Source organism: Leifsonia sp. RCC_180, from assembly GCF_058138205.1.
In genome coordinates this window covers 585,362-602,546 of sequence record NZ_CP200340.1, presented here as the reverse complement: position 1 = coordinate 602,546, position 17,185 = coordinate 585,362, and the positions used below count along the sequence as shown (strand labels likewise).

15 protein-coding genes are annotated in these 17,185 nt (G+C 68.9%); 6 read left to right on the top strand and 9 right to left on the bottom strand.

The window, feature by feature from the left end:
* Positions 1-97: 97 nt before the first annotated feature.
* The 5 genes from ndk to AB7E03_RS02995 all read right to left on the bottom strand — a co-directional run bounded on the left by ndk (position 98) and on the right by AB7E03_RS02995 (position 6,628).
* The gene (ndk, locus tag AB7E03_RS03015; protein WP_285117015.1) at positions 98-520 is read right to left on the bottom strand and encodes a nucleoside-diphosphate kinase; all 423 of its coding nucleotides are present in this window, start codon (positions 518-520) and stop codon (positions 98-100) included.
* Positions 517-927: a DUF4233 domain-containing protein gene (locus AB7E03_RS03010; protein WP_489939189.1), complete on the bottom strand. Its 411-nt coding sequence runs from the start codon at positions 925-927 to the stop codon at positions 517-519. Before AB7E03_RS03010 ends, ndk begins: the two co-directional genes overlap by 4 nt.
* Positions 924-2,291: a bifunctional folylpolyglutamate synthase/dihydrofolate synthase gene (locus AB7E03_RS03005; protein ID WP_489939187.1), complete on the bottom strand. Its 1,368-nt coding sequence runs from the start codon at positions 2,289-2,291 to the stop codon at positions 924-926. The genes AB7E03_RS03010 and AB7E03_RS03005 overlap by 4 nt, the downstream gene beginning before the upstream one ends.
* A complete protein-coding gene (gene ileS / locus AB7E03_RS03000) occupies positions 2,288-5,674 on the bottom strand; it encodes an isoleucine--tRNA ligase (RefSeq protein WP_489939185.1) in 3,387 nt (1,128 codons plus the stop codon). Before ileS ends, AB7E03_RS03005 begins: the two co-directional genes overlap by 4 nt.
* Positions 5,675-6,010: 336 nt before the next feature.
* Positions 6,011-6,628: a TetR/AcrR family transcriptional regulator gene (locus AB7E03_RS02995; protein WP_489939183.1), complete on the bottom strand. Its 618-nt coding sequence runs from the start codon at positions 6,626-6,628 to the stop codon at positions 6,011-6,013.
* A 64-nt stretch (positions 6,629-6,692) separates the two neighbouring features.
* On the opposite strand from AB7E03_RS02995, the gene AB7E03_RS02990 reads away from it, so the two are divergent.
* The 5 genes from AB7E03_RS02990 (at position 6,693) to AB7E03_RS02970 (ending at position 11,998) form a co-directional block, all read left to right on the top strand.
* Positions 6,693-8,015 carry an MFS transporter gene (locus AB7E03_RS02990; RefSeq protein ID WP_489939181.1) on the top strand — a complete coding sequence of 441 codons (1,323 nt, stop codon included), beginning with the start codon at positions 6,693-6,695 and terminating at the stop codon, positions 8,013-8,015.
* A 117-nt stretch (positions 8,016-8,132) separates the two neighbouring features.
* Positions 8,133-10,739 carry a valine--tRNA ligase gene (gene valS / locus AB7E03_RS02985; protein ID WP_489939179.1) on the top strand — a complete coding sequence of 869 codons (2,607 nt, stop codon included), beginning with the start codon at positions 8,133-8,135 and terminating at the stop codon, positions 10,737-10,739.
* A complete protein-coding gene (locus tag AB7E03_RS02980; protein WP_489939177.1) occupies positions 10,736-11,182 on the top strand; it encodes a GNAT family N-acetyltransferase in 447 nt (148 codons plus the stop codon). The genes valS and AB7E03_RS02980 overlap by 4 nt, the downstream gene beginning before the upstream one ends.
* A 70-nt stretch (positions 11,183-11,252) precedes the next feature.
* Positions 11,253-11,726, top strand: a complete 474-nt coding sequence (locus AB7E03_RS02975; RefSeq protein ID WP_489939175.1) for a GNAT family N-acetyltransferase — start codon at positions 11,253-11,255, stop codon at positions 11,724-11,726.
* A complete protein-coding gene (locus AB7E03_RS02970) occupies positions 11,726-11,998 on the top strand; it encodes a hypothetical protein (RefSeq protein WP_489939173.1) in 273 nt (90 codons plus the stop codon). Before AB7E03_RS02975 ends, AB7E03_RS02970 begins: the two co-directional genes overlap by 1 nt.
* A gap of 24 nt (positions 11,999-12,022) precedes the next feature.
* Here the strand turns inward: AB7E03_RS02970 and AB7E03_RS02965 are convergent, their stop codons facing one another.
* The 4 genes from AB7E03_RS02965 to AB7E03_RS02950 all read right to left on the bottom strand — a co-directional run bounded on the left by AB7E03_RS02965 (position 12,023) and on the right by AB7E03_RS02950 (position 15,058).
* Positions 12,023-12,223 (bottom strand): hypothetical protein, encoded by a 201-nt coding sequence (locus AB7E03_RS02965; RefSeq protein WP_489939171.1) that lies wholly within the window; start codon positions 12,221-12,223, stop codon positions 12,023-12,025.
* The gene (locus tag AB7E03_RS02960; RefSeq protein ID WP_489939169.1) at positions 12,220-13,476 is read right to left on the bottom strand and encodes an MFS transporter; all 1,257 of its coding nucleotides are present in this window, start codon (positions 13,474-13,476) and stop codon (positions 12,220-12,222) included. The genes AB7E03_RS02965 and AB7E03_RS02960 overlap by 4 nt, the downstream gene beginning before the upstream one ends.
* Entirely contained in the window at positions 13,476-14,126 is a 651-nt protein-coding gene (locus tag AB7E03_RS02955; RefSeq protein ID WP_489939167.1) for an ArsR/SmtB family transcription factor, read from the bottom strand. The genes AB7E03_RS02960 and AB7E03_RS02955 overlap by 1 nt, the downstream gene beginning before the upstream one ends.
* 125 nt (positions 14,127-14,251) lie before the next feature.
* Positions 14,252-15,058 carry a class I SAM-dependent methyltransferase gene (locus AB7E03_RS02950; RefSeq protein ID WP_489939165.1) on the bottom strand — a complete coding sequence of 269 codons (807 nt, stop codon included), beginning with the start codon at positions 15,056-15,058 and terminating at the stop codon, positions 14,252-14,254.
* 71 nt (positions 15,059-15,129) lie between these two features.
* Here AB7E03_RS02950 and AB7E03_RS02945 point away from each other — a divergent pair, with 71 nt between their 5' ends.
* Positions 15,130-17,169: a M3 family metallopeptidase gene (locus AB7E03_RS02945; RefSeq protein WP_489939163.1), complete on the top strand. Its 2,040-nt coding sequence runs from the start codon at positions 15,130-15,132 to the stop codon at positions 17,167-17,169.
* Positions 17,170-17,185 lie beyond the last annotated feature (16 nt).

Genomic DNA, 17,185 nt, shown 5'->3' with positions numbered 1-17,185 from the left:
CCCAAGGCGCACGCAGATTCGTGCCGAATGTCGACTTTCAGCGCGCTGAAAGCGACATTCGGCACGAATCTCGCGAAGCCGGTCCTGAAAACAGGACTCAGTCGAACCAGAGGGCCAGCTCGCGGGCGGCCGACTCGGGCGAGTCGGAGCCGTGCACGAGGTTCTGCTGCACCTTGAGACCCCAGTCGCGGGCGAGGTCGCCGCGGATCGTCCCCGGCAGCGCGGTCGTCGGGTCGGTGGCTCCGGCGAGCGAGCGGAAGCCCTCGATGACGCGATTGCCGGCCAGGCGGATGGCCACAATGGGACCGGATTCCATGAACTCGACGAGCGGCTCGTAGAAGGGCTTGCCCTCGTGCTCGGCGTAGTGCTGGGCGAGCAGCTCGCGGTCGGCCTGCAGCATCCGGAGGTCGACGAGCGAGTAGCCCTTCGCCTCGATGCGTCGCAGGATCTCGCCCGTGAGGTTGCGGGCGACCCCGTCCGGCTTGATGAGCACAAGGGTCTCTTCGACGGCACTGGTCATGGGTTCTCCGTTCCGTTGTCGGCCGCGCGAGCGGCGGCCTGATTGTTGCGGTCGATGCGTGCGGCGGCGATCATGCAGTACGCCCACATGGCGGTGAAGATCGCGCCGACGATGAAGAAGGCGGGGACGAGGAGTCCGGCGGCGACGAGCACGAGCTGCACGATCCATCCCAGGACCACGCCGACGGTGTTCCGCAGCAGGGCGATGGCGAGGATCATCAGCACGATGAGGCCCGCTCCCCCGCCGAGCGCCACGGCGGCGGGCAGCGCGTGCAGCCCGAACAGCACCAACGCGCCGAGGAAGACGACGAGGAGCTCGAAGCCGAGGACGATGGAGCCGAGCAGTTCGCGCAGCGACCGTTGCCGACGCGGCCGGGAGGCGCGCTCCGGAACCGAAGCGTCCGTCACGTGACCGCCTTCTTCCACTCCTGCTCCTCGGCGTAGGCCATCGCCTGACCGACGAGGACGATGCTGCCGGCGACGACGACGGCACGGCGAGCCTCTTCACCGGCCCAGTCACGGGCGGACTCGAAGGCGTCGATGGCGTCGGAGTAGACGATCGTCGCCTCGTCGCCGACCTCCTCGCGCACCAGCTCGCCGAAGTCCTCGGCGTCGCGAGCGCGCTCCGAGTCGGGGCGCGTGACGAAGAACTGCGTGGCCACCGGCGCGAGCGCGCGGATGACGCCGCGCGCATCCTTGTCGTTCAGGATGCCGACCACGAAGGTGATCTCGTCGAAGTCGAAGTACCGGCGGAGGGCCTCGGCGAGCGTCTCGGCACCCGCAGGGTTGTGCGCGGCGTCGACGAGGATGCTCGGCTCGATCCCGATGAGCTGCAGGCGGCCGGGCGAGGTGGCGGTGGCGAAGCCCTCCTCGACGAGGTCGGCCTTGAGCGGCTGCGTCCCGCGCCCGAGGAACGTCTCGACCGCGGCCACCGCGACGGCGGCGTTCTGCGCCTGGTGGTCGCCGTACAGCGGCAGGAAGACGTCCTCGTAGGTCGCGGCCCGGCCGCGGACGGTGACCAGCTGGCCGCCGACGGCGACCCGGGTGGCTGCCACATCGAAGTCGCGCGGCTGCTCGGCGAAGGTCGACTCGGTGAGCACGGCGGCATCCCGGAGCACCCGGTCGGCCTCCGGAGTCTGCGCGGACGACACGACGTCGGCCGAGGGCTTCACGATGCCGGACTTGGTGCGCGCGATCTCCTCGACCGTGTCACCGAGCGCCTTGGTGTGGTCGAGCGCGATCGGCGTGAAGACGGCGACCTGGCCGTCGCCGACGTTCGTCGAATCCCACTCGCCACCCATGCCGACCTCGATCACCGCGACATCGACCGGCGCATCGGCGAATGAGGCGTACGCCAGAGCGGTCAGCGCTTCGAAGAACGTCAGCGGCGCCTTGCCCGCCTCGGCGAGCTCCGCGTCCACGATCTCGAGGTACGGACTGATGTCCTCCCAATTGCGCACGAGCGATTCGTCGTCGATCGGCTGGCCGTCGATGACGATGCGCTCGTTGAACCGCACGAGGTGCGGGCTGGTCAGAAGGCCCGTACGAAGCCCGTAGGCGCGCAGCAGACTCTCGGCGATGCGGCTGGTGGACGTCTTTCCGTTCGTGCCGGTCACATGGATGATCGGGTACGCCCGCTGCGGATCTCCCAGCAGCTCGACGGCTCGCCTCGTCGCATCGAGCCGCCGCTCCGGCGCTCCCTCGCCCACGCGCGCGAGCAGCGCCTGGTAGACCCCTTCCGCGCGATCGCGGAACTCCTCGTCGTCGGTCACGATGCCTCCTCGACCCTGGTCACGCCGACGGTGAACGCCCCGGCGTTGGCGAACTGGCCGGCGCCGAACTCCTGCTCGAACGCCGAGTCTCCGGCGGACGATTCGCTCCCCGCGGACGATGGTCCCGCGGCGGACAGCCGCACGGCTAGAGCCAATGTCTCGGTCGCGATGTCGACGTCCGCCGCGAGGCCGATCGCGCGCGCGTCGTCTTCGTGCTCGAACGAGAGGGCCAGCCGGATGCGGTCGCTCACATCGAGCCCTGCCGCCTTGCGGGTGTCCTGCACGGCGCGGATGATGTCGCGCGCCAGACCCTCGGCCTCGAGCTCCGGCGTCGTGGCCGTGTCGAGCAGCACGAAGCCGCCGCCGGCGAGGAGCGCCAGCGCCGACGAGCCATCGCCGCTGGACGCGGTCTCAAGCACGAGGTCGTATTCGCCCTCGGCCAGCTCGACGCCGCCGACGGTCACGACGCCGTCCGTCTCCGACCAGTCCCCGGCGCGCGCGGCCTGGATGACCTGCTGCACCTGCTTGCCGAGACGCGGGCCCGCAGCGCGAGCGTTGACGGTCAGTTTGCTGGTGATGCCATAGCGGGATGCGCTGTCGTCCTGCAGCTCCACGAGCTGGACGGCCTTCACGTTCAGCTCGTCGCGGAGGATGCCCTCGAACGGCCGCAGCGCCTCGGCGTCATGGCCGACCACGGTCAGTGACGCGAGCGGCAGCCGCACGCGGCGACCCGCCTGCTTGCGCAGCGACAGCGCGGTCGAGCTGATCGCACGGATGCGGTCCATCGCATCCACCAGGGCGTCGTCCGCCGGGAACTCGGCCGCCTCGGGCCAGTCGGTCAGGTGCACGCTGCGCCCGCCGGTGAGGTCCTTCCAGATCCGCTCGGTGACGAGCGGCAGGAGCGGAGCGGCGACCCGGGTGAGCGTCTCGAGCACGGTGTAGAGGGTGTCGAAGGCTTCGGCACCCGAGCCGTCCTCCTCCACTCCCTGCCAGAACCGGTCGCGCGACCGACGCACGTACCAGTTGGTGAGCACGTCCGCGAAGTCGCGCAGCTTCGCGGCGGCGAGCGTCGAATCGAGGCCTTCGAGGTCGGCGGTCACGGCCTCGACCAGGTCGCGCGTCTTGGCGAGCAGGTAGCGGTCGAGCACATCGGTGGACGCGGTGGAGCGCTTCGCCTCGTATCCGGTCGCATTCGCGTACAGCGAGAAGAAGTACCAGGTGTTCCAGAGCGGCAGAAGTACCTGACGGACGCCCTCGCGGATGCCCTCCTCGGTGACGACCAGATTGCCGCCGCGGAGAACCGGGCTCGACATCAGGAACCAGCGCATCGCATCCGACCCGTCGCGGTCGAAGACCTCGTTGACGTCCGGATAGTTGCGCAGCGACTTGGACATCTTCTGCCCGTCGCTACCCAGCACGATGCCGTGACTGATCACATTGCGGAACGCCGGCCGGTCGAACAGCGCGGTCGCCAGCGTGTGCAGCAGGTAGAACCAGCCGCGCGTCTGCCCGATGTACTCGACGATGAAGTCGGCGGGGTTGTGGCTGTCGAACCAGTCGCGGTTCTCGAACGGGTAGTGCACCTGAGCGAAGGGCATCGACCCGGAATCGAACCACACGTCGAGCACGTCCGGGATGCGGCGCATCGTCGAGCGGCCGGTGGGGTCGTCCGGGTTCGGACGGGTCAGCTCGTCGATGAAGGGACGGTGCAGGTCCGGCTCCCCCGCCGCATTGAGCGGCAGGCGGCCGAAGTCGCGCTCCAACTCTTCGAGCGAGCCGTACACATCCACTCGCGGGTACGCCGGGTCGTCGCTCTTCCACACCGGGATAGGCGAACCGAAGTACCGGTTGCGCGAGACCGACCAGTCGCGGGCGCCGGCCAGCCACTTGCCGAACTGGCCGTCCTTGACGTTCTCGGGGACCCAGGTGATCTCCTGGTTGAGCTCGCCCATCCGGTCACGGAAGTCGGTGACGCGCACGAACCAGCTCGACACCGCTTTGTAGATCAGCGGATTGCGGCAGCGCCAGCAGTGCGGGTACGAGTGCTCGTAGCTCGCCTGGCGCAGCAGCCGACCCTCCTCCTTCAGCATGCGGGTGAGCGGCTTGTTGGCGTCGAAGACCTGCAGGCCGGCGACCTCCGCGACGTCCGGAAGGAAGCGACCGCCGTCGTCCACCGAGATGATGACCGGAATGCCGGCCTTCTCGGTGACGCGCTGGTCGTCCTCGCCGTAGGCGGGAGCCTGGTGGACGATGCCCGTGCCGTCCTCGACGGTGACGTAGTCGTCGACGAGGATGCGCCACGCGTTCTGCGTGCCCCACTTCTCGGTGTCGGCGTAGAAGTCCCACAGCCGGTCGTACTCGACGTCCGCGAGCTCGGAGCCGCGGACGGTGCCGCTGATCGCGGCGAGGGCGTCGGCGGGCGAGTCGTAGCCGAGGTCCTTCGCGTAGTTGCCGACGAGGTCCTTCGCGAGCAGGTAGCGCCCGCTCAGCACCTGGCTGTCCGGGTCGCCGTACGAGTCGGCGGCGCCGTTCGGGCCGGACGGGAGGACGGCGTACTCGATGTCGGGGCCGACCGCCAGCGCGAAGTTGGTGGGCAGCGTCCACGGCGTCGTCGTCCAGGCGAGGGCGCGGGTGCCGGTGAGGCCGAGCACTTCCGCCTTCTCGCCGACGAGCGGGAACGTGACGGTGACGGTCTGGTCCTGACGCATCTTGTAGACGTCGTCATCCATCCGCAGTTCGTGGTTCGACAGCGGGGTCTGGTCGCGCCAGCAGTACGGGAGCACACGGTAGCCCTCGTACGCGAGGCCCTTCTCGTGCAGCTGCTTGAACGCCCAGATAACCGACTCCATGTAGGTGGTGTCGAGCGTCTTGTAGTCGTTGTCGAAGTCGACCCAGCGCGCCTGCCGGGTCACGTACTCTCGCCACTCACGGGTGTACCGCAGCACGGAATCCTTGGCCGCCTGGTTGAAGGCGGCGAGCCCCATCTCCTCGATCTGGCTCTTGTCGGTGATGCCGAGCTGCCGCTCCGCCTCGAGCTCTGCGGGAAGGCCGTGGGTGTCCCAGCCGAAGCGGCGCTCCACCTTGCGGCCGCGCATGGTCTGGAAGCGCGGGAACACATCCTTCGCGTAGCCGGTCAAGAGGTGGCCGTAGTGCGGGAGCCCATTCGCGAAGGGCGGACCGTCGTAGAACACCCACTCCTCGGCTCCGGCGCGGTTGTCGATGGAGGCGCGGAAGGTGCCATCCTCGTCCCAGAACTTCAGGACGTCGGTCTCGATCTCCGGGAAGACCGGGCTCGCCACGATGTCGTGGCGCTGCACGTCGGGGCGGGCTGCGGGGCGCGCCTCGGGCTCGTTCTCGTCCGGCGCGGACTTGGGGTACGGCATCTCACTCCTGGCAGGTTCTCGTTCTGCACGAGGACGCCGGACGCTCGCACGCCCGCCGCGGTACCACCCCGCTTGCCCCACCCGCCGCCGGTGCCGGACGGAGCCTCTCATTCTTCGGCTGTGACGGGCCGGTCCCGTTCGGTTCTACTGGGCGCCGCTCGCGCGGGCTGTTCTTCCGAAGACTCGCCGGTGATGACCGGGTCAGTGTCTGTGCCTCCATTGTATCCGGTCGCGGGCGGCACTGTCCCGCTTCGCGAGCGAACGCCCCCTCCCGTTGCGAGCGCGCCTGCGCGCGCAGGCGCGCTCGTTCCGAGGAGCGTCGCTCGGCAGCGGCCATCACAATGCGGCGGCGTAGCCCGCGCAGACCGGTTCCACCGCCGCACGCACCAGCGGGGTGAGCGGCCCGCGGCCGACCCCGGCGCGCGCCCACGCGGTCGCGGCCGACACAGCAGCCCCCACCACGGCGGTCGCCGCCGCTCGCGGAAGCAGCGCCTCCGGCGACGCCCCGGCGCGCTCCGCGATGAACGACTGGAGCCGGCGCACCAGCGCGAGGAACCGCGGCAGCGCCGACGCCTGCAGCTCTGCGTCCGTCCCCATCAGCTCCACCTGCGTGACCGCGAGCGGAAGGCTGCCCGGACCGAACGCGTCGGCGAGACGGGTGACCGCCGCGAGGACCGCATCCATCGGCGCGAGGTCCGCGGGAACGGATGCCGCCGTCGCATCGAACGCGTCGAGCGCCTCGTCGACCTCCAGCCACAACAGGTCGCTCTTGGCTGACAAGTAGTTGAAGAACGTCGCGCGACTCACGCCTGCCCGCCGCGCGATGTCGTCGACGGTCGTGCCCGCGTAGGTCTGCTCGAGGAACAGTTCGGCGGCCGCCTCGGCCAGCATCCCGCGCGATGAGGAACGGGGACGACCGGAGCCGGACTGCCGCTCGGAATGCGCGAGAGCCATCCTGCGTTCCTCCTCATGCCATTATTGGACCCGGTCCACATATTAACCGTTCCGAAGGACACCCGTGACTACCACCATCAGCCCCGTCCGCAGCGAGACCGACCGTCCCGGCATCACGCCGGGCACGGCGCGCCGCGTCACCATCGCGTCGTTCGTCGGCACGGCGCTCGAGTCGTACGACTTCTATCTCTATGCGTACTTCGCCGCCTTCTTCGTGGGCCCCCTCTTCTTCGCGCCCCTCGGCGCCTTCGGCGGGACACTCGCCGGGTTCCTCGCCATCGCGGCCGGTTTCGTCATCCGCCCCATCGGCGCGATCGTCTTCGGAAACTTGGGCGACCGGATCGGCCGGCGGCCCACCCTGCTGATCACCATCCTTCTGATGGGCCTCAGCACCGGACTCGTCGGCGTGCTGCCGACCTACGCCGCGGCCGGCTGGTTCGGCGCGATCGCGATCGTGCTGCTGCGCCTGGTGCAGGGCTTCTCCGTGGGTGGCGAGTGGGGCGGCTCGATCCTTCTCGCCACCGAGTACGCCAACCCCAAGCGGCGCGGGTTCTACGCGGCGCTCCCCCAGCTCGGCTCGCCGGTCGGCTCGATCCTGAGCGCCGTCGTCTTCATCGTGCTCACGCTGAGCATGTCGACAGCCGACATCGCGGCCTGGGGATGGCGCATCCCCTTCCTGACGGCCTTCCCGCTGCTGCTCGTGTCGCTGTACCTCCGGTGGTCGATCGATGAGACCCCGGTGTTCCGCAAGCTACTGGAGACGGGCAAGCGCGACCGCTTCCCCGTCCTCGACGTCTTCCGCAAGGCGCCCACGGGCTTCTTCATCGGCGTGGGCGCTGCCATCCTCGGCATCAGCTCCTACTCGCTCATGAACACCTACATGGTCGACTACGGCACCGCCGTCCTCGGCTTCAAGTACCAGGATCTGCTGGTCGCCACGACCATCGGCGGCCTGCTGCAGCTGGTCACCATCCCGCTGTTCGGGCTCTGGGCGACGCGGATCGGCTCGGCGAAGGTCGTCGCGATCGGCGCGATCGGGACGCTGCTCGTCGCGTTCCCGATGTACTTCCTGCTGCAGTCGGCGTCGTTCGCGATCCTGGTCGGCAGCATGATCATCGGCGGCATCCTGCCCACCCTGTCGTGGGCGGGACTCGGCGGCCTGATGTCCGACCTCTTCCCGAGCGAGATCCGCTACAGCGGCCTCTCGGTCGCGTACAGCATCGCCGCACTGCTCACCTCGTTCGTGCCGGCGCTCACGTTGATCTTCGGTCAGGCGACCGGCAACGCGTGGTGGCACCCGGGCATCGTCCTGGTCGTGATGTCGGCGATCACGCTAGTGGCGTCCCTCTTCGCCGCCCGCCGGAAGCCGATCATCGACGAGGTCTGACGCGCAGCCGGGGCGCAGCCGACGCGTTCACACCCCACGATTCGGTACTCTTGAAGGGATCCCACACTCAGGCACCTCGACGACACGGTGCCGCATATATCGAATCGGAGGTCCTCCATGGGCGCGCAGAACGTTCCGGACAAGCCCGCACTGGAGGGCCTGGAGTCCAAGTGGGGCGACCACTGGCAGGCTGACGGCACCTACCGGTTCGATCGGGAGGGCGCGCTCGCGGCCGACCGCGACGGGGTCTACTCGATCGACACTCCGCCGCCGACGGCCTCCGGTTCGCTGCACATCGGCCACGTCTTCAGCTACACGCACACGGATGTGATCGCCCGCTTCCACCGCATGCGCGGTCAGAAGGTGTTCTACCCGATGGGCTGGGACGACAACGGCCTGCCGACCGAGCGCCGCGTCCAGAACTACTACGGCGTCCGCTGTGACCCGTCGCTCCCCTACGAGTCAGGATTCGTCCCTCCCTTCGAAGGCGGCGACAACAAGAGCACCAAGGCCGCCGACCAGAAGCCGATCTCGCGCCGCAACTTCATCGAGCTGTGCGAGCGGCTGACGGTCGAGGACGAGAAGCAGTTCGAAGCGCTGTGGCGCGCGCTGGGCCTCTCGGTCGACTGGTCGCAGACGTACCGCACCATCGGGCACGAGTCACTGCGCACCTCGCAGCTGGCGTTCCTGCGCAACATCGAGCGCGGTGAGGCCTACCAGGCGCTCGCGCCGACGCTCTGGGACATCACGTTCCGCACCGCCGTCGCCCAGGCCGAGCTGGAGGACCGCGAGCAGCCGAGCGCCTACCACCGCGTCGCCTTCCACGGCGCCGACGGACCGATCTGGATCGAGACGACCCGGCCGGAGCTGCTGCCCGCGTGCGTCGCACTGGTCGCGCATCCCGACGACGAGCGGTACCAGCCGCTCTTCGGCACGACGGTCCGCACTCCGCTGTTCGACGTCGAGGTGCCCGTGGTGGCGCACCACCTGGCGCAGCCGGACAAGGGATCGGGCATCGCCATGATCTGCACGTTCGGCGACATCACCGACGTCACCTGGTGGCGCGAACTCGACCTCCCGAATCGCGCGATCATCGGCTTCGACGGCCGCATCCTCCCCGAGCCCCCAGCGGTGATCACCTCGGACACCGGCCGCGAGGCGTACGCCGAGCTCGCCGGAAAGACCGTGTTCTCGGCCAAGCAGGCCGTCGTCGAGCTGCTGCGCGCCTCCGGCGACCTGGAGGGCGAGCCCAAGCCCATCCAGCACCCCGTGAAGTTCTTCGAGAAGGGCGACAAGCCGCTCGAGATCGTCTCCACGCGCCAGTGGTACGTCAAGAACGGCGCCCGCGACGAGGAGCTGCGTCAGCGGCTCATCGAGCTCGGTCGCGAGCTCGACTGGCACCCCGACTTCATGCGCGTGCGCTACGAGAACTGGGTCAACGGCCTCACCGGCGACTGGCTGATCTCGCGGCAGCGCTTCTTCGGCGTCCCCATCCCGATCTGGTACCCGCTCGACGCCGACGGCAATCCGGTCTTCGACCAGCCGATCCTGCCCACCGAGGACCTCCTCCCCGTCGACCCCTCCTCCGACGTCGCGCCCGGCTACGACGAATCGCAGCGCGGTCAGGCCGGCGGCTTCGTCGGCGAGCACGACGTGATGGACACGTGGATGACGTCCTCGCTTACCCCGCAGCTCGCCGGCGGGTGGATGCGCGACGACGAGCTCTTCGACGCCGTCTTCCCGTTCGACCTCCGCCCGCAGGGGCAGGACATCATCCGCACCTGGCTGTTCTCGACGCTGCTGCGCGCGAAGCTGGAGGCGGATGTGGCCCCGTGGCGGCATGCCGCGCTCTCCGGCTTCATCGTCGACCCGGACCGGAAGAAGATGTCGAAGTCGAAGGGCAACGTGGTGACGCCCGCCGACATCCTGGAGAAGCACGGGTCCGACGCCGTGCGCTACTGGGCGGCCTCGAGCCGGCTCGGGACGGATGCGGCGTTCGATCCGCAGAACCCGACGCAGATCAAGATCGGTCGCAGGCTTGCGATCAAGCTGCTGAACGCGGCCAAGTTCATCCTGGGCTTCGACGCTCCGGCCTCACTCGACCTCGACCAGGTGACCAGCCCGCTCGACCGCAGCATGCTGTTCGCGCTGGCGGGCGTGGTCGCCGACGCGACGGCGGCGCTCGAGAACTACGAGCACGCCCGGGCGCTGGAGATCACCGAGACGTTCTTCTGGACGTTCTGCGACGACTATCTGGAGCTCGTCAAGGAGCGCGCGTACGGCGAGGACAGCGCGGAGAAGACGTCCGCGGTCGTCGCTCTGCGGATCGCCCTCTCGGCCTTCCTGCGCCTGCTGGCGCCCGTGCTGCCGTTCGCGGCGGAGGAGGCCTGGAGCTGGTCCGAAGAGGGTTCGGTGCACGTCGCGCCGTGGCCCGAGGCCACCGAGGTGGCTGGCGACTGGAGCGCCGATCGTGACGTGCTCGCGATCGTCGGCCGAGCGCTGACCGGCATCCGCGGCGCCAAGACCGCCGCCAAGGCGTCGCAGCGCACGGCAGTCGACTCGGCCGTCATCGCCGGTCCTGAGGCTGAGATCGCCGCCGTCGAGTCGGCAGCAGGAGACCTCCGCTCGGTCGGGAGAATCGCCGAACTGCGGTTCGCCTCCGCCGACGAGCTGGCGGTGACCGATATCCTGCTCGCCCCGGCCCCGAAAGAGGAGGAACGATGAGCGCGAGCGTGCGAGAAGTCCAGGACAACGAGTTCTTCACCTGGCTCGACCTCTACGCGGGGTACGGGCAGTTCTACGAGCGCCCCATCACCGATGAGAAGGCTCTGCTGGTGTGGAGCTGGATCTCCGACCCCGACAACGAGCTTGAGGCGTTCTTCGCCGTCGACGAGGAGGACACTCCGATCGGGCTGGCGCACGTGCGCGAGTTCGTCCGTCCCCTCGACGGCAGCAAGGGGCTCTACCTCGACGACCTGTTCGTTTCGCCCGATGCCCGGGGCGCCGGGGCCGGCAGTGCGCTGCTCGAGGCGCTCCGCGACAGTGCGAAGGAGCGCGGCCTGTCGGTTGTGCGCTGGATCACCGCGAAGGACAACGAGACCGCCCGGCGCCTGTACGACAGGTTCGCTGAAAAGACCAAGTGGGTCACCTACGACCTCGTCCCCTGAACGGGACCGCGATATGGTCGGAACACGCACCGGGATCGCAACCGGGCGTGAAACGCGAACGGAGGAATCCATGTCGATCGAGGTTCGACCGGTCAAGGACGGCGATTTCTTCGCCTGGCTCGATGTGTACGCGAAGTACGCCGAGTTCTACGACACCCAGCTGACCGACCAGAAGGCGCTCGTCCTCTGGTCGTGGCTGACGGCCCCAGAGCACGAGGAGGACGGCCTCGTCGCCGTCGACGGCGACCGCATCGTCGGCCTCGCGCACTTCCGGCAATTCGCCCGGCCGCTCGAAGGCGACCGCGGGCTCTTCCTCGACGACCTGTTCGTCGTGGAGGAGGAGCGCGGCAAGGGAGTCGGCGCCGCGCTCATCCAGACGGTCCGCTCGCTGGCCGAGGAGCGCGGGCTTGGCGTCGTGCAGTGGATCACTGCGCAGGACAACTCCACCGCGCAGAAGCTGTACGACGATGTCGCGAACCGCACCTCGTGGGTGACGTACGAGATCGACCTGGCCGGCGCCCGCGTCCAGGCGGGGAACGCCTGATGCAGCTCGGGACGCGCTGGTCGGTCGGCGAGCAGGCTCCGGCCTCCCTGCCGGAGGTCGTGGCGTACGCCGTGCGAACGGTCGAAGAGGAGCTCGTCGCCACGGATGTGGAGACCACCGGCTGGAACTGGACGCTCACCTGGCTGGAGTCGAAGCCGGTCGTCACACTCGACGACGGGACCGAGATCCGCTACAACCCGGGCGAGGATTCGGCGACCATTACGCAGCCGGTCGAGGTCGACACGTCGGACTACGACGAGGACGAGGCGTAGCCTCCGGCCGCTAGCGCCCGACGCTTAGCGAGGCAGCTGCGGGAGGGTGCGCGCGGCGGCGTCCCGTGAGAACTCCATGCGGGCCACGCGCTCGACGTGGTGCGGCTCGCGCGCGAGCGGGCGTGCGCCCCAGGCGGTGAGCGCGCGGCCGAGGCGGAGCGCGAGACGGTGCGGGAGCGGGCGGGCTGTGGAGTCAAGCATTGCGGAGACGAGGACGGCGGTCATGACGGTTGTCCTTCCGGGACAGGTTCGGCGGCCGGCTCCTGCACGGATGCCGACAGAATCAGGCGGGACGCGACGAGCGTCAGGACGACCACCACGCCGCCGCCGATGACGAACGGCAGCCGGAGGTCGATGCGGGCGACGAAACCGCCCAGGACGGTGGCGATGGGGGTGAGCCCCCAGCCGATGGTGCGCACTATGCCGAGGGCGCGGCCCAGCATGGCGTTGGGGATGATGGCCTGACGTAGAGCACCCCACGGGACGTTCCAGACGGCCACCCCGAAGGCGCCGATGGCGTATGCCCCGATTGCGACGACCACGTTGCCGGTGACGCCGACCCCGAGTATGCCGACGCCGCTGACGAGGATCGCCCAGAACATGACGCGGCCCCGCCCGAAGCGGGCGACGAAACGGCTCGACACGAGTGCGCCGACGAGCGCACCGACCCCGATCGCAGCGGTCACCACGCCGATCAGCGCGGCCGGCACGTCGAACGTCTCCAGGAGCAGCAGGACGACACTCCCCTGCGCGAAGGCCAGAGCCGAGGCAGTGGTGGACGTGAGCAGGATCATCAAGCGCAGAAACCGGTGCTGCCACAGGAAACGGACGACTCCGGAGAGCGGCGGGAGCTCCGGTGCCACGCCTCCCTGCTCACCGGCACGGTGCGCGTGCGCGGCGGCCACTGGGATGGTGAGCGCAAGCATCCCCGCGATGAGGAACCCGGCGCCGGTCAGCCAGATGGGCAGCGCGATCGCGAATGCGAACAGGAAGCCCGCGAGCGGGGTGGCGATGAAGTTCTGGATGGTGATCTCGGCCGACTGCATCCGCCCGGCCGCGCGGTCCAACTGGTCGCGGGCCACCAGGCTCGGGACGACGGTGCTGGTCGCGTTGTCGAACACCGTCTCCCCCAGCCCGAAGGCGAGCACGCAACCGTAAAGCAGCCAGATGGTCAGCGAATCGGTCGTGATCAAGACGGCGAGCACCGCGGCGACGGCGAAGCGGAGCGAGTTGGCGACGGCCATCGCGATGCGGCGGTCGACGCGGTCGAGCAGCATCCCGGCAGGGATGCCGAACAGCAGCCAGGGCAGGAAGGTCACCGCACTGATACCTGCGATCAGCGCAGGGTCGCGGGTCAGGGTGGTGGCGATCAGCGGGACGGCCGTGCGGCCGAGGCCGTCGGCCAGGTTGCTGGCGATGGCAGCAGTCCACAGCCGGCCGAAGCCGGCGCCGAGCGGAGTCCGCGCGACCGTGGACATCAGCGGTCCTCCTGCTCGACCAGCGGGAACGCGTTGAACTGGACCTGGACGCGCTTGCTCTCGGCGTCACCGCCGGCGTTCTCCGCCTTCCACCTCTCCTTCAGCCGCTCCTGCAGCGCGTAGTACTCGCGGCCGAATTCGGCCAGCTGCTCGATCGTCAACTCCTGGTGCGACGTGGAGAGCGTGCTCGCCTCCATCCACTCGAAGCCGAACGTGTCGAGGCCGCGGCGGAGGAAGCCGGCGAGCCGGCGTTCGTTGTTCTGCTGCCAGCCGAGCGAGATGAGCTCGCTCGCTTCGCGGCCGGCCGGTGTGGCGAGCGTCTCGGGCGAGCCGATGGTCACGCCGCCCGGCGCCATGCGCCACCAGCGCTCGCGCCCGGAGCCCCGCTCGGTGTCCTCGACGATGATGTCGTGCTTGGCCAGCTGCCGGAGGTGGTAGCTGGTCGCACCGCTCGACTCCCCCAGCCGCTCGGCCAGCATGCTGGCGGTCGCCGGGCCGAAGTCGGAGAGCTCGTTCATGAGCTCGACCCGGAGGGGATGCGCGAGCGCCCGCAGGGCGGCCATGCCGAGCGCGTCCTCCCAGGGGTGACGCCCTCCGGCGACTCCCCCGGCCGGTGCGGTCGGCTCGGCTGCCTGCTCTTCGTTCGTCATATGACCAGGGTACGGATGCAAAGGCTTCTTTGCAAGTGTTTCTTTGCAAGCATCTTTTTGCAGAAGTATCCTTGCAATGCGGCCGTGACGCATCACTCAGCCGAATGCACCGGCCTCCCGGTGCCCTAGCGGCGCGCGATGATCTCCCCGTGGGGCATTGCGTACCAGCCCGATGGTGTCCTAGTCCACTCGCGCCACGCTTCTGCGATGGATGCGAGATCCGCGTCGGAAGCGATCCCGGCGTCTTTCGAATGACGACCGAAATCCGACTCCGTCACCCGCACACTCCACGAGTCGCCCCACCACTGGCGCTCCTCGGTCGACGCGAAGCACCAGACCGATGCAGAGCTGTGCACCTCGTCGAACCCTGCATCGAGAGCCCAGCCGCGTAGCAACCGACCCGCGAACGGTTCACCACCGTTCGCGCGTTGGACAGTCTGATTGACCCTCATCCACTCGGCGAGCCCAGGAAGCAGCGGGGCCCACATCGTTCCACCCCAGTCCACATCGCGGGCGACGACGTGGCCGCCCGGCTTCACGACACGCCGGAACTCCTGCAGTACCGCGACCGGATCGGAGACGTGTTGCAGCAACTGGTGCGCATGGACGAGATCGAAAGACGCATCCGGGAAGTCGAGACGATAAGCGTCGCCCACCTCGAAGCGGACATTCGACACCCCCCGCTCTCGGGCCGAGCGCTCGGCGTGCTCCACAATCGCCGCGTTTCCATCGACGCCGACGACAGTGGCCGGGGCAACCCTCTGGGCCAGGTCGAACGAGATCGTGCCGGGGCCGCTCCCGACATCGAGAACGGTCATACCCGGGCGGAGCAGATGCGTGAAGTACGCTCCTGAATTATCCAGTGTGCGCCATTCGTGTGACCGCAGCACACTCTCGTGATGACCGTGTGTGTAGCGTTCGTGAACATCCATGCAACCATCGTCGCACGAGCCGGACGGCCCGACGGGTTCGTTACGGATAGACCGGTGTCTAGGCTGGAGCAATGGCCGACACCGCGAACCCCTTCCTCTCGCCGAGTTCCCTCCCCTACCAGCTCCCGCCGTTCGCCGAGATCCGCGACGAGCACTACCTGCCCGCCTTCGAGCACGGGTTCACCGAGCAGCTCGCCGAGATCGACGCCATCGTCGCGACCGACGCGCCCGCCGACTTCGAGAACACGATGCTTCCGCTGGAGCGGTCCGGTCAGACCCTTCAGCGCGTCGCTGAGGTCTTCTTCAACAAGAGTTCCTCCGACAGCACCGACTTCACCAACGCCCTGGAGGAGGAGATCGCGCCGCGCCTTGCCGCCCATCAGGATGCGATCCGCCTGAACCCTGCGCTGTACGCCCGCATCGCATCCCTGCACGAGCGTCTCGACGACCTCGGCCTCGACGCGGAGTCCCGCTACCTCGTCGAGCGGTACTACGCCGAGTTCACGCTCGCGGGCGCCGGACTCGGCGACGCAGAGAAGGAGAAGCTGCGCGAGTACAACCAGCGCCTCTCCACCCTCACGACCCGTTTCGAGAAGAACCTCCTCGCCGACACCAACGACCTCGCCGTCGTCTTTGACAGCGCCGACCAGCTCGATGGTCTCGGCGAGGGCGAGCTCTCGGCCGCCGCTCAGGCCGCCGCCGAGCGCGGAGTCGACGGAAAGTACGTCGTCACCCTCGTGCTGCCCACCGGGCACCCGTGGCTGGCCGACCTGACCCGGCGGGAGTCTCGGGAGCGCATCATGACCGCGTCCCGCGCCCGCGGCATCCGGGGCGGTGACAACGACAACCGCGACCTGGTGCTCGAGATCACCCGACTCCGCGCCGAGCGGGCGCGGCTGCTGGGATTCGACACGCACGCCGCGTACGTCACGGCCGACCAGACGGCGCGCACGCCGGAGGCCGTCGCCGACATGCTGGGACGGCTCGCGCCTGCCGCCGCACGCAACGCCCGCGCAGAACAGGCTGATCTGCAGGCGCAGCTCGCCGAGGGCGAGACCGTCGAGGCCTGGGACTGGGCCCACCTCACCAGTGCGGTGCGCGCCGAGAAGTTCGACGTGGACTTCGCCGCCATGCGACCCTACTTCGAAGCGGAGCGCGTGCTGCAGGACGGCGTCTTCTACGCCGCGAACCGGCTGTACGGCATCAGCTTCACCGAGCGCCCGGACCTGGTGGCCTACCACCCCGACGCCCGGGTCTTCGAAGCCCGCAACGAAGACGGCTCCGAGCTCGGCCTGTACATCCTCGACCTCTACACGCGCGACTCGAAGCGCGGCGGCGCGTGGATGAATCCGCTCGTCTCGCAGTCCGCTCTGCTGGACACGCCGACCGTCGTCGTCAACAACCTCAACGTACCGAAGCCCGCAGCCGGGGAGCCGACCCTGCTCACGTACGACGAGACCAACACGCTGTTCCACGAGTTCGGCCATGCGCTGCATGGCCTGTTCGCGCGGGTCACGTACCCGCGGTTCGCCGGCACCAACGTGTTCCGCGACTTCGTCGAGTTCCCGAGCCAGGTCAACGAGATGTGGATGCTGTGGCCCGAGGTGCTCGAGAACTACGCCGTGCACCACCGCACCGGCGAGCGGATGCCGCAGGACCTCGTCGACCGGCTGCACGCCTCCGAGTCGTTCAACGAGGGTTTCGCCACCAGCGAGTACCTCGCGGCCGCGCTCCTCGACCAGGCCTGGCACCGGATCACCGCCGACGACGAGGTCACCGACGTCGCGGCGTTCGAGGCGCAGGCGCTCGCCTCTGTGGGTCTCGACAATCCCGCGGTGCCGCCGCGCTACGCCAGCACGTACTTCGCCCACACCTTCTCGGGAGGCTACGACGCCGGCTACTACTCCTACATCTGGAGCGAAGTGCTCGACGCCGACACCGTCGAATGGTTCCGCGAGAACGGCGGTCTCACCCGCGAGAACGGCGACCGGTTCCGGGCCCGGCTGCTCGGGGTCGGCGGGTCGAAGGACCCGCTGGAGGCGTACCGCGACTTCCGCGGACGCGACGCCGAGATCGAGCCGCTGCTGAAACGGCGGGGACTCGACCGCTGAACGTGCTCTAGCGGCC

Bases quoted from the DNA above. Each gene is read 5' to 3' on its own strand.
- ndk (WP_285117015.1), bottom strand. From the start codon at position 520: ATGACCAGTGCCGTCGAAGAGACCCTTGTGCTCATCAAGCCGGACGGG.
- ileS (WP_489939185.1), bottom strand. From the start codon at position 5,674: ATGCCGTACCCCAAGTCCGCGCCGGACGAGAACGAGCCCGAGGCGCGC.
- AB7E03_RS02995 (WP_489939183.1), bottom strand. From the start codon at position 6,628: ATGGCTCTCGCGCATTCCGAGCGGCAGTCCGGCTCCGGTCGTCCCCGT.
- valS (WP_489939179.1), top strand. From the start codon at position 8,133: ATGGGCGCGCAGAACGTTCCGGACAAGCCCGCACTGGAGGGCCTGGAG.
- AB7E03_RS02980 (WP_489939177.1), top strand. From the start codon at position 10,736: ATGAGCGCGAGCGTGCGAGAAGTCCAGGACAACGAGTTCTTCACCTGG.
- AB7E03_RS02975 (WP_489939175.1), top strand. From the start codon at position 11,253: ATGTCGATCGAGGTTCGACCGGTCAAGGACGGCGATTTCTTCGCCTGG.
- AB7E03_RS02970 (WP_489939173.1), top strand. From the start codon at position 11,726: ATGCAGCTCGGGACGCGCTGGTCGGTCGGCGAGCAGGCTCCGGCCTCC.
- AB7E03_RS02965 (WP_489939171.1), bottom strand. From the start codon at position 12,223: ATGACCGCCGTCCTCGTCTCCGCAATGCTTGACTCCACAGCCCGCCCG.
- AB7E03_RS02960 (WP_489939169.1), bottom strand. From the start codon at position 13,476: ATGTCCACGGTCGCGCGGACTCCGCTCGGCGCCGGCTTCGGCCGGCTG.
- AB7E03_RS02955 (WP_489939167.1), bottom strand. From the start codon at position 14,126: ATGACGAACGAAGAGCAGGCAGCCGAGCCGACCGCACCGGCCGGGGGA.
- AB7E03_RS02950 (WP_489939165.1), bottom strand. From the start codon at position 15,058: ATGGATGTTCACGAACGCTACACACACGGTCATCACGAGAGTGTGCTG.
- AB7E03_RS02945 (WP_489939163.1), top strand. From the start codon at position 15,130: ATGGCCGACACCGCGAACCCCTTCCTCTCGCCGAGTTCCCTCCCCTAC.